The sequence below is a fragment of the Paenibacillus sp. J22FR83 genome (assembly GCF_059691955.1).
This window is the reverse complement of the sequence record NZ_JCAUAM010000013.1, coordinates 182,159-194,605: the sequence shown is the minus strand read 5'-3', so window position 1 is coordinate 194,605 and position 12,447 is coordinate 182,159. Positions and strand designations below refer to the sequence as shown.

Genomic DNA, 12,447 nt, shown 5'->3' with positions numbered 1-12,447 from the left:
GGTTCACTCGATAAGAAGCTAGATTTCAACAGGGCGGGGAGAAGATCCAGTGATATCAGTAGTAATTGCCGATGATCAAACATTAATGCGGGATGGGTTGCAAACCATTCTCAGCCTGCAAGAAGATATCCAAGTTGTTGGTATGGCAAAAGACGGTGCAGAGGCACTTCAACTTGTTAAGACTTTATCCCCGGACGTCGTGCTGATGGATATTCAGATGCCTGTAATGAATGGCATTGCGTGCACGCGGCAGATCCGAGCCGAGCATCCAGAAACGGTGGTTATGATTCTTACTACTTTTGCCGATGACGATTATATTATTGAGGCACTTGCTGGAGGAGCTACAGGCTTTCTACTCAAGGACATTCCTGGTGAAAAGCTTGCGCAATCCATACGCGATGCCGTATTGGGCCATTTCCTGCTGCCTTCCGTCATTGCGGGCAAATTAGCAGCACGGTTATCTTCCGCATCGGCTTCGATCCAAGGGATGAAGCATACAGTACGTGCGATTGCAGATGGCATCACCTTATCCGACAAGGAACTTGAAGTCGCGCGTTGGATGCTAGAGGGTAAAACAAATCGGGAAATTGCAGCAGGGATGTTCATGAGTGAAGGTACGATTAAGAACTATGTGAGCGCTATTTATGCCAAAATCGGTACGAATGACCGGACTGTGGCCATACTTACGTTACGCCAATTATTAGGCGGTGGAGATACTTGAGTAGGCGTTCACCGAACCGTTTTACTGGCGTCGTGTTATTCTTGGCATTGATTATACTTTGCTCAGTTGGCGCTACTTACTTTGTGAATGACGGATTCTCCAAGCTGCAAGTGCTACCACCGAAAGTACTGCCTGGCATGAGCAAATGGGAGGCGCACTTAGGCAAGCTGCCGATTGTGAATGACCAGCTGCAAGATACGGAATCCGATTGGAATTCCTATTTGCAGCTAGCCTCGACCCCACAAGGGCAAGCTAACAAGGCCGAATTCTGGGTTCGTGTTCGCCTTCCAAGCAGTGTTGCGTCACTGCGTGATGCCCAGCTGAATATTCAAGATACGAAGTCTTTTGAAGTCTTCGTGGATGATCACAAAATTGCCTCTGTGAATGCAGATCACCAAGAGACTAGGACGAAATCCATCTTCATCTGGAAGCAAGTACCACTGCCAGATGATGTTACCGGCAAATGGCTGCAGGTGCGGATTATTCCTGACGGAACTTCCTACGGAGCTTCGGCTATGGGCATGTATCTGCCTATGCGAATTGTAGAAGCTGAGGACAATCTAATCGAGTTAATTCGGATAGATACGATAAAATGGGCACTTATCGCGTGTTTTTTATTTCTGAGTGTGGTTTCCTTTGGTGTCTTCATCATGCACCGAGATGTACTGTATGCGTATTTCTCACTGTTAAATTTTACTTGTGCATTTGCTTGCGTAGCACTTACCTATACGTTGCAGATCTATGGCGATTGGTCGCATATCACCTATTATTATAGCGTCTGTATTCCGGTGGGCATGGTTGCCGTTGTCGGTATTTTTGAAAGGTTAACAGATGCCAGACTTCATAATCGATTCAGGAAAAGCCGTTATTTGTTAATACTTTTTGCTCTGGCTTGTATAGTAGTTGCTTATCTATATGAACCTTGGGTTTCGCGTTTTATCCATATTTACCTTGTTGTACTCGCGATTATTATTCCATTTCTTGCCATTCCTTTAATGCGTATTTACCATAAACAGCGGGATGGCGAAGCGGCCTGGCTTGTCATGGGGATAGGTGCGATTACGTTAGGATTATGTTTGAATTACGCTACCTATTTCTTCCCGCTCTTCGGCAAATTCGCCAATGAGCATGCGCCCTATTATTATATTTACTGGATTGAAAATATTGGCATTTTCGGCGTTTTCATTTTTGTCTTATCCCTTGGTATGGTTTTTATTACAAGATTGCGCAGCGTTTTTGTGCAAAATCAAGTTATTTCCGAGCGCTTACAGGCTCAGAATAGCCGACTTCATGAGCTCGATCGTCTGAAGGATGACTTCCTAGCCAATACGTCACATGAACTGCGTACGCCGCTACAGGGAATTATCGGACTAACGGAATCATTGCTCGATGGTGTTGCTGGCGCGCTGCATCCTAAAGTTCAGGCCAACTTAGAACTCGTTGTGAACAGCGGTAAACGCTTGTCTAGACTCATTCATGATTTGCTCGATTTATCGAAACTTAACCATCAGGATCTCGCGTTAGACTTGGTTTCCCTGCCATTGCCGGACACAGTTTCGCTTGTCTTAGCTGCTTTTGAGCCGCAAGCGGCCACGAAAGGTATTCAGCTTGTAAAAAGTTTTCCAGATGATCTGCCGCTCGTACGTGCGGACGTTAATCGGTTGCAGCAAATACTGTACAATTTGATCGGAAACGCTGTGAAATTCACGGATTCTGGTGAGGTACGTGTAACCGCGAAACGAGTAGGGGAGTTTGTCGAGGTTACCATCAGGGATACAGGCATTGGGATCCCTAAGTCCAAACTGCAAACCGTTCTTTCACCATTTGAACAGGCAGAATCTGGCGCTAGAAGAGGTGGGACTGGACTCGGTTTAACGATTTCTCATAAATTGATCACGATGCACGGCGGGCAGTTTCAGTTAGATGCTGCGGAGGGGAGCGGAACAACAGCCAGCTTTACGATTCCAATTTGGCACGAAGAGGCGGAAGTTTCGGTGTCTGAGGATAGCTACTTGTTACCGGTACTTGATTCGCAACCCGCCTGGGAGGCTGCTGCAGCAGCTACTGCGGAGTGGACGCCGAATGAGGCAGGGAAGTTCGCTGCACCAGGGATGCGAAACGCGTTGCCTTCAGCCACGGTGCTGCTTGTGGATGACGAACCTGTTAATCTCCAGGTGCTGGACAATTATTTGAGCGGATCCTCGCTACGATTATTGAAGGCTGCGAATGGGCAAGAGGCACTGGCACTTATCGAGCAGAATGTGCCTGATCTCTTGCTGCTAGATGTGCTGTTGCCGGATCGGAATGGCTATGAAATTTGTCGTCTCCTTCGAGAGCGCTATGACGAAAGCACATTGCCGATTATTCTACTTACCGCCAAAGGACGCTTGGTTGATTTGCTGGAAGGCTTCGATGCTGGCGCAAATGATTATATCGTGAAGCCGTTCACCCGGCATGAGCTGCTGGCCCGCGTTGGAATTCAATTGAAGCTGTCACGCTTCACCTTGGAGCTGGAACGCATGGTCAAGGAGCGCACTTCCGAATTAGAATTTACGACCAATCGTCTTCGTGAGTCTGTTCGTGAAACAGCGGAGACACTTAACGAATTGACGCTCATGGAAGAGCGGAATTTGCTTGCACAAGAAATTCATGACCATGTTGGCCACACACTAACTACTTCAATCGTTCAAATGGAGGCTGCCAAAATGCTGCTCGAGCGAGGTGATCCTCGCGGCAATGAGAAGCTAGCGCTTTCGCAGCAGCTAGTCCGCAAGGGGTTAGACGATATTCGAGAATCCGTCCGTACTTTGAAACAACAAGGCGCAGATTTTCAATTGGAACCTGCACTGAAGCAGCTGCTTGCGCAAACAGAGGAAGTTACAGGCATGAAAGTTGATCATGCCATTTCACCGCTTCCGCCACTTAGCTCTATGCACAAAAAAGCGATCTACCACGCGCTCAAGGAAGGGCTCACGAATGGTATTCGCCATGGTCGTTGCACGCGGTTTGAGTTTAAGCTAAATGAGGAGGATGACAAGCTGATCTTCTCACTGTGGAACGACGGAGAGCGCTATGAAGCGACTGCGCTGGGCTTCGGACTGCAATCGATGATGGAGCGGATCACACAATTAGGGGGCAGTCTTCGAATATCCGGCGACGAGGAGCCGGGAATGCATGGATGTATGTTGATGATTGAATTACCAGTTGTCGGATTCAAGTAGAAGGTGCGGGGAGATAGTCGAGAGTATCGACTATGCTCAGAGCAGAAGCGCCACGAGGGGGGAGATAGTCGAAATAATCGACTATCTCGGGTGAAACCGGCGCCTCCTGCGGCGCAACAATCCCCAAAAAGGGTCCCTCACCATAAAATGGTGTAAGGGACCCTTTTGCACTTGCCAGCAATTTCGTGCTGCCAATGCCTAATATCTTCACCCTTGAGCTGCCTGACGATCCAGCTCTTTGCGAACGATCGGTGCGACTTTCGTGCCGAGCAGCTCAATCGTACGCAGCAATTCATGATGCGGCAAGGTGCTGACATCTGCATGAAGCAGGAAGCGCGTTATGCCGAGATTCTTTTGCAGTAATATGATCTTCTCTGCAACATATTCAGGATCGCCGACGTAGAGCGCGCCGCGAAGGCTGCGTGCAGCATCGAACGTGTCGCGTGTATAAGGCGCCCATCCGCGCTCACGGCCGATGGTGTTCATCATTGCTTCAGTTGCAGGGTAGAACAAGTCGGCAGCTTTCTCACTTGTATCGGATATGAAGCCATGGGAATGCGTCGCAATTTGCAGTTTGCTCACGTCGTGACCCGCCTTAGCCGCGGCTTCTTTATAAAGGTTGACTAGCGAAGCGAACCTCTCCGGCATGCCGCCAATAATGGCAAATACAACAGGCAACCCTAGTATCCCTGCGCGAATCGCGGAGTCTGGATTTCCACCAGTACCGATCCATACAGGTAATGGCTCTTGTACTGCTCGCGGATAGACACCTAAGTTCTTGATGGCAGGACGATGACCGCCTTTCCAACTTACTTTCTCCGATTCGCGGATTGCGAGCAGCAGCTCTAATTTTTCCTCAAATAGGGTGTCATAATGGTTCAAGTCATATCCAAAGAGGGGAAAGGATTCGATGAAAGAACCACGACCCGCCATAATTTCTGCCCGTCCGTTAGATAGTCCGTCCAAAGTCGAAAATGCCTGATACACGCGGACAGGATCATCGGATGATAACACCGTCACGGCGCTAGAAAGTCGGATTCGCTTCGTCGTGGAAGCAGCTGCTGCCAGAATTACAGCTGGTGCAGAGCTCGCATAATCTGCTCGATGATGTTCGCCAATTGCGTAGACATCCAGGCCAACTTGATCGGCCAAATTAATTTCTTCTACAGCTTGTCGGAGCCTTTCCGCATGTGTGATCCCATTAGCTCTGGGAGCTGCTTCAAGAAATGTACTTATTCCTATTTCAAAAGTAGAAGTTGTATGATTGGACATAATGAATCGCTCCTTTCAAGATATATCTAGTATACTATAAATTTTAATGTAACTCAACAAAAGTAAGCATATTATTCGAGATTGAAAACTTTCAGCTCACAGGTTTGACAAACACCGTTTGGCAGGCATTGCATGTTGGGAGTTTTGTGCGGAGTGGACGATTACGATTGTGGTATAATTATCTAACTTTAGACTTCCCGAAAAGAAGACGCACTATTTGCGTGAAAACTGATCAAATTGTCATGTGATATATCCTATTTTTAGCGAGTTAGCAACAGACGGAAGGTGCGACCATGATGAAAACAAATGCGTGTCGAAAATTAGATGTACTTAAAATTCCTTATACTTTACATCAATATGAATGGGATGAGAATGAATTAGATGCTCACACTGTAGCAGAGAAGGTGGGTATTCGAACGAATCAGATTTTTAAAACGTTAATTGTTCAAGGCGATAAAACAGGTGTGATGGCAGCTTCTATTCCTGGTGATTGTGAGCTTAATCTCAAACGATTAGCTACAGTTAGCGGAAATAAAAAGGTTGAAATGGTTCCACTCAAGGAAATTCTACAACTCACTGGTTATATCAGAGGTGGGGTATCACCTCTTGGCATGAAGAAAAAATACCCAATCTATATAGATATTTCTGTTAAACTCATGGATCTTGTTAGTATTAGCGCTGGACAGCGCGGACTACAAATCTTTCTAAGCGGTGAGGATTTACTTATGGCAACAGAGGCATCCCTCGTGGATATAACAAGTAGTTAAAAAGCAAAAAAAATCATATCTCATTAAATAAACACAATGTAAGCCCACCTGCACAATTGTATATTTACATAGAATGTGAAGCATGCGTGAAAGGTTGTGGCTTTGATGTTGAAGACATTAGTGGACTGGCCATCATTTATGGCGAGACATGATCTAACTTGGTCCGTTAAGCCAAATTCGTGGAACGAGGGAGCTTTTCTAGGCAACGGGTTCATCGGAGCCATGATATATAGTGAGGAGCATCGGGAGAAACGCAACGTGCTGCGATTTGTGCTGGGATGCACAAATGTCACAGCGCAGAAACCTGGTGGAGGATTTCCACCGCGTGTCCCAGTTGGGGAATTGCACCTGGAGCTTGCTGGATGGTATTATCAACCGTCAAGTATACGGATTGACTTGTGGAATGCGGAGATGCGGGCAGAGATTACGACAACTTTAGGTACAGTAAAGCTCCGCGCTTTTGTTCACAGCCTAGATAAAGTGCTAGCTGTTGAACTGGAAACAAGTGAAGGCGAGAAAGACGCACGTATGACCTGGCATGCTTTCAGCGAAGTTGACCATGTATTGAAAAATGCCGACGGTTTCAATCTTAATCAATACGTTCCAAAAGCTGAAGTCGAACGGCACGCGCATGAGGGTGGGTTGACAGTTGGCGTACAACAGTTTCACTATGACGGCGGTTGTACGACTGCCTGGATGGAGACTCAGGTCGAAGAGGGCCAAAACCTGCGCCGGCTTTGGCTCTCCATAGGGAATGGTTTCGATGCTCAGGTGAAACAAAGAATTGAATCAAATGTTCGGCTTGCATCTAGTCAGCCTTGGGAAGCATGGGTGGACGTTCACCGACGCTGGTGGCATGATTACTATCGCCAAAGCTTTATTTCCATTCCGGATACAATTCTAGAAAGTTTCTATTGGATACAAATGTACAAGTTGGCCTCGGCAACCCGATCTGACGGGATGATCATGGACAACCAAGGGCCGTGGCTCACGACTACGCCATGGGCAGGCGTTTGGTTCAACATGAATGTACAGATGAGTTATTCACCGGTCTATACATCCGGTCGGTTGGAACTTGGCGAATCGCTCGTTCGCGCTTTTCAAGACAATATGGCGCAGTTAATTCGTAATGTTCCTGAGCAATATCGCGAAGATTCAGCCGGATTGGGCCGAAGTATGAGCTATGATTTAGCGGGAACTGTCGGCACTGAGGTAGGCAACTTAACGTGGGTATGCCATAACTTATGGAGGCATTACCGCCATACGATGGACACTTCCATGCTAAAGGATCTGTTGTTTCCGTTGTTGAAACGCAGTGTACAATACTATTTGCATCTGCTGGAAATCGGCGAAGACGGCAAATTGCATCTACCCCCAATGATCTCGCCTGAATATGGGTCATTCTTGCAGTTAACCGTGTCTGATACCCATTATGATCTTGCCTTGCTGCGTTGGGGCTGCCAAACATTACTCCAGATTTGCAATATTCTTGATATAGAGGACTCCGGATCTGCACGTTGGGAGGAAACATTGGCGCAATTAACACCGCTGCCGGTTGATGAGACTGGCTTTATGATTGGTGCCGGCCAGCCTCTGGAATTCGGTCATCGGCATTTCAGTCATTTAATGGCGATCTTCCCACTTCATCTAATAAGTGGAGATACGCCCGAGGAGCGAGAGCTAATTATGCGCTCACTTCGGCATTGGTTTGCACGCGAAGGTGATTTGCGCGGCTTCACGTTTACTGGGGCGGCATCCATTGCTGCAGCGATGGGTGAAGGCGACGAATCCCTCAAATACTTGAAGACGTTGATCCATCTTCTAAAACCGAACACGATGTACAGGGAAGCAGGTCCAGTCATTGAATCACCGCTTGCAGGGGCTGAGGCTATCCACGACATGCTATTGCAAAGCTGGGGTGAAGAGATTCGAGTTTTCCCAGCCGTTCCATCCGCATGGAAAGATGTTGCCTTTCATAATTTGCGAACCGAAGGCGTATTTGAAATCAGTGCGACTCGATCCGAAGGGGCAACTCTGTGGATCCGAGTAAAAAGTTTGGCTGGACAACCTTGCCGCATGAGAACCGATTTGCTGGGAAATGTTCGGATGTCTGCAAGTTCTTCGGTACAACTTCGATCTCTAGGCGAAGGCGTATACGAGTTGGATTTGCAGAAAGGTGAGGAAGCCGTTCTTTACAGCGCAGATCAACCTGTTGCTGATGGACATGTATGGGAAATCTCACCTGTGCCTGCAGAGAGTCACTTATGTGGTTATTTCGGCGGAAACAAGCCTTGGCGCTTGTACGGGCTTCCCATTCAGTAAATGCCAGGTGCAGCTTTATAAATCGGACTTGAATGGACTACTCGGTATCTTGCCGGGTGGTCTGTCTTTATTTTGCATACCCATTCACCTTATTAGAGGTTGGCAGTTTCGATTTTAATGATGTTGTTCCAGTTTTGATGGGTATCCAGACGCAGGGGAATCAGAACATAATAAAGGCATAGCCCTCTTGTCGAGGCGATCGAAGGTTTTCATTTTTTGAAACACGAGGGGGCGATGGAATGGCTAGAATCTGTATTGTTGACGATGAACCGATCATCGGAGTTGGCCTTAAGATGCTGATTGACGAATACAGAAGGTTTAGTGAGATCAAGACGTTTACGGATGGTGAATCCGCCTTGTCGCATATTATCGCTAACCCTCCTGACGTTGTGATGACGGATATTCGAATGCCGCGAATGGATGGTCTAGAGCTATGCCGACAAATTCAGGGGTTAAAGCTCCCATCCAAAGTTGTCGTGCTTTCCGGATATGGCGATTTTGCCTATGCACAGAAATGTATGTCGTATGGTGTACAGGAATATTTATTGAAGCCAATTACAGAAATTGAGTTGTACCCCGTCTTGGATAAAATGCTTGCCATGCGGGAAGCTGCGCTTGTTTCCTTTACTCATTTTGAAGCGTGGATTGATCATATAGAGGAAGCCATTTGGATCATGGACAAGGTTCGGGTCGATGAACTGCTCGAAGAGGGCAAGCTGGCTTTGTTCGATATGGATACGGAGCTCCAACAACACCAGCGTGTATCTGATGCTGTAAGACTGCTTCATAAGAAACTGAATGCGAGAGGGACGTACAGAATGGAGGCGAAGCCATTTGCAGAGGAAATTATGGCTAACTCGATTACGTATGAAAAGTTTCAAGCTGAAATCCGGTGCTGGATACAGCGTCTGAGCGAGTATCGCAACCACGAGAGAATCGATGTATTGGAAGCAGCAATTCAATTCATTGATGAGCATCTGTTCGATGAGGAGCTTTCACTCGATAAGGTTGCAGGGAAGCTAGGATTAACGCCGACCTATTTCAGTCATTATTTTAAGAAACATACGAACGAGACCTTCGTGCAACACCGGATGCGCAAACGAATCGATCGTGCCAAACAGCTGCTTGCCGTGCCGCATTACAAAATTATTGACATCGTAGCAGAGGTCGGCTATGAAAGCTATCCACATTTTACGCGCGTATTTAAAAAGGCAACAGGTCTTTCCCCCACAGAATATCGCGGTTTACTCGGGATCAAGTAATGAAAAGCAGACTCGTTCGCAAGGTCTATACGTACTTCGTTGTGATTATCACAATGGCCTTAGTGACAGTGGGGGTCACGGTCTATTGGCGGTCATCCAACGAGTTAGAGAATCAGTATGATGGTTTATTAACACAAATCGTTGATAATGTGCTGCATGAAACCGATTTATTTCTGAAAAGTTACGAGCGAGCAACGCTGTCTATTCTGATTTCACCTGTTGTGAAAGAAGCGTTGGATCTTCCTAATCGTTCAACTGCGGGGTTCTATTCAGCAGAGATCGCAATGAAAGGGGTATTTCAACCAGTTCTCATTAATAATCCAGAAATATCCATGACCTATATCGTCGGTTATAACGGGTTCAAAGCAACGGATTTTAACGTCCATATTGTTCCATTTAACTACAAAGGGTTTGAGGAATATGTGGAACAGATGAAAGAGGACGATACGATTAACGCGAAGCTGACGATCCGAGATTCTGGATTTCTGGACGGCCATCTTACACTCATTCGTAAATTGGCGGATCGAACCTCATCCTCTCAATTTAAAGGCATCATGGGTTTTGAGCTCAAAATTGAAGAGTTAAACACGCTTTGGAAGGGGATCAAACTCGGGAATACGGGTTATTTTTTTATCGTGAACGATCGTGGGAAAATACTGTATCACCCGGATTCGAGTCGAATTGGGAAGCAGCTTAATGGTAAGCATTATAATACGGTTGAGGCGAAAACGGATCAAGTATTTAAATTGCCTGGAGAACCGGGGAGAGTGTTCTTTAGTCGCAAGTCGGATTACTCGGGTTGGACGTTAGTGGCCAGTATGTCCACTTCCGAGCAGCGACAGCCTATCTCCGATTTACGGCAAACTACACTAATCGTAGGGGTCGTCACGTTAATTCTTGCGATATTCCTAGCATATGGATTCGGTCGATCTATCATACGTCCAGTTCGATTGCTGGAGAATGGGATGCGGCAGACAGCCAAAGGTCAGTGGACACGAGTTCCGCTCTCGGGGAGCTTGGATGAAATGGATCAACTTATCATCAGTTACAATACAATGGTCTCTCGGTTGGAGGAGCTTGTTGAAAGGGTTTATGAGACTGAACTGCGCAATCAGGATAATCTAATGAAACGACAGCAGGCCGAATTCCAATCGCTGCAATTACAGATTAATCCGCATTTCTTGTACAACACATTAGAGATTATTATTTGCTATGCGGTGATTCAGAAATCAAGCGAGATCAAAGACATTGTACGTTCGCTCTCCTATATGCTGCGCTATTCTATCCGCACGGATTTGGAAGAGATTACGGTGGCCAATGAGCTTAAGCACATTCTGTATTTCATGTCGATTATGAAGTATCGCAACCAACGCGAATTCGAGATTGATGTCCGAATCTCTACGGACTATTTGCTGGACAGTATGGTTCGCTTGACACTGCAGCCCTTGGTTGAGAACGTGTTTAAGCACGCGTTTCCTTATGGTATTGAGGATAAGCACACAATCATTATTGACGCATGGAAGGAGGGTTCGGATTTCTATGTTGTCGTGCAAGATAATGGCTGCGGTATCGGAGAGGAATCTCTACTGCAATTAAATACACGGCTCATGAACAGCAGGCAAGAGAAGTTAGTGGGTACACAACCTACATTCGAAGGCAGCATCGGTCTCGTAAATGTACACAATCGCATTCAAATGGTATTTGGACAGCAGTATGGACTTTCTGTACAAAGTGAGCAGGGGGTCGGCACGAAAGTTACGATTCACATGCCAACTTCCAGTGCAAAAAAAGTCATAGCGGTATAAATGAACACAATGCTCGCCCTACCTTGCTTTTTGTATGATTATGACAGAAGTACAATACACACACGAAGTCATGGTCATCGAAATAGGGAGGGATTTATGGACATTTCGGCTAGCAAGCGTAACACACTGTCTACAAGCGTCGTAAAAAAAGAAAATTACTTATTTAGATTAAAGAAAAATGCATCTAACCATTGGCAACTATATCTGCTTATGCTACTGCCGATTATTTATTTGATCATTTTCAAGTACGTGCCGATGTATGGCGCTCTGATTGCATTCAAAAATTATTTGCCGACAAAAGGCGTATGGGGCAGTGATTGGGTAGGCATGAAGCATTTCGATCGCTTTTTTCACTCCTATGAATTCGTACGGATTATGAAAAATACGGTCTTGCTCAGTATTTATAGTTTGTTTGCAGGGTTTCCTTTCCCGATTATACTAGCGCTTTCATTGAATTACGTTAATTCTCGTTTCTTTAAGAAATCTGTCCAAATGATTACTTATGCACCGCATTTTATTTCCGTCGTCGTCATGGTAGGTATTATTCTACAAATGATGGATCCTCGGGTTGGCCTTGTTCAGAAAATTATGAGATTTATCGGACTACCCACCGTTAATTTCATGGGCATTCCAGAATGGTTTTCACATGTTTTTGTTTGGTCGGGTATATGGCAAAATGTCGGATTTTCCTGCATCATTTACTTGGCAGCGCTTGCAGCCGTCGATCCTTCACTGCATGAAGCAGCAGTAGTCGATGGCGCCAATAAAATCCGGCGTATGTGGCACGTTGACTTGCCGGGAATTATGCCGGTAGCGGTCATTCTGCTCATCATGAACACAGGGCACGTACTGGATATCGGTTTCGAAAAGGTGTTGCTCCTGCAGAATCCGCTGAATATGAGCTCATCCGAGGTTATTGATACGTTTGTCTATAAAGTCGGATTGGCTTCGACCGCAATTAATTATTCTTATTCATCTGCGATTGGATTGTTTAAATCAGTTATTAATTTAGTCCTGTTGGTTCTCGTCAATCGGATCGCTAGACAATTAGGACAAACCAGTCTGTGGTAAAGGAGG

At 46.1% G+C, this 12,447-nt stretch carries 8 protein-coding genes; 7 read left to right on the top strand and 1 reads right to left on the bottom strand.

Going from position 1 to position 12,447, the window contains the following annotated elements:
• Positions 1-49: 49 nt before the first annotated feature.
• On the top strand, positions 50-721 hold the full coding sequence (locus AC58PV_RS23695) for a response regulator transcription factor (protein ID WP_497434962.1): 672 nt from the start codon (positions 50-52) through the stop codon (positions 719-721).
• On the top strand, positions 718-3,942 hold the full coding sequence (locus tag AC58PV_RS23690) for an ATP-binding protein (RefSeq protein WP_497434961.1): 3,225 nt from the start codon (positions 718-720) through the stop codon (positions 3,940-3,942). Before AC58PV_RS23695 ends, AC58PV_RS23690 begins: the two co-directional genes overlap by 4 nt.
• A gap of 207 nt (positions 3,943-4,149) precedes the next feature.
• Here AC58PV_RS23690 and AC58PV_RS23685 read toward each other — a convergent pair whose 3' ends face one another.
• Positions 4,150-5,214 (bottom strand): LLM class flavin-dependent oxidoreductase, encoded by a 1,065-nt coding sequence (locus AC58PV_RS23685; RefSeq protein ID WP_497434959.1) that lies wholly within the window; start codon positions 5,212-5,214, stop codon positions 4,150-4,152.
• A gap of 293 nt (positions 5,215-5,507) precedes the next feature.
• Here AC58PV_RS23685 and ybaK point away from each other — a divergent pair, with 293 nt between their 5' ends.
• The 5 genes from ybaK to AC58PV_RS23660 all read left to right on the top strand — a co-directional run bounded on the left by ybaK (position 5,508) and on the right by AC58PV_RS23660 (position 12,441).
• Positions 5,508-5,981, top strand: a complete 474-nt coding sequence (gene ybaK / locus AC58PV_RS23680; protein WP_497434958.1) for a Cys-tRNA(Pro) deacylase — start codon at positions 5,508-5,510, stop codon at positions 5,979-5,981.
• A gap of 105 nt (positions 5,982-6,086) precedes the next feature.
• Positions 6,087-8,303: a glycosyl hydrolase family 95 catalytic domain-containing protein gene (locus tag AC58PV_RS23675; RefSeq protein WP_497434957.1), complete on the top strand. Its 2,217-nt coding sequence runs from the start codon at positions 6,087-6,089 to the stop codon at positions 8,301-8,303.
• A 239-nt stretch (positions 8,304-8,542) separates the two neighbouring features.
• A complete protein-coding gene (locus AC58PV_RS23670) occupies positions 8,543-9,565 on the top strand; it encodes a response regulator (protein ID WP_497434956.1) in 1,023 nt (340 codons plus the stop codon).
• Complete coding sequence (locus AC58PV_RS23665) at positions 9,565-11,370, top strand: cache domain-containing sensor histidine kinase (protein ID WP_497434954.1); 1,806 nt, start codon at positions 9,565-9,567, stop codon at positions 11,368-11,370. Before AC58PV_RS23670 ends, AC58PV_RS23665 begins: the two co-directional genes overlap by 1 nt.
• A 96-nt stretch (positions 11,371-11,466) precedes the next feature.
• Positions 11,467-12,441, top strand: a complete 975-nt coding sequence (locus AC58PV_RS23660; RefSeq protein ID WP_497434953.1) for an ABC transporter permease — start codon at positions 11,467-11,469, stop codon at positions 12,439-12,441.
• Positions 12,442-12,447 lie beyond the last annotated feature (6 nt).

Coding starts and splice junctions, on each gene's coding strand:
- ybaK (WP_497434958.1), top strand. CDS start 5,508: ATGATGAAAACAAATGCGTGTCGAAAATTAGATGTACTTAAAATTCCT.
- AC58PV_RS23685 (WP_497434959.1), bottom strand. CDS start 5,214: ATGTCCAATCATACAACTTCTACTTTTGAAATAGGAATAAGTACATTT.
- AC58PV_RS23675 (WP_497434957.1), top strand. CDS start 6,087: ATGTTGAAGACATTAGTGGACTGGCCATCATTTATGGCGAGACATGAT.
- AC58PV_RS23665 (WP_497434954.1), top strand. CDS start 9,565: ATGAAAAGCAGACTCGTTCGCAAGGTCTATACGTACTTCGTTGTGATT.
- AC58PV_RS23660 (WP_497434953.1), top strand. CDS start 11,467: ATGGACATTTCGGCTAGCAAGCGTAACACACTGTCTACAAGCGTCGTA.
- AC58PV_RS23670 (WP_497434956.1), top strand. CDS start 8,543: ATGGCTAGAATCTGTATTGTTGACGATGAACCGATCATCGGAGTTGGC.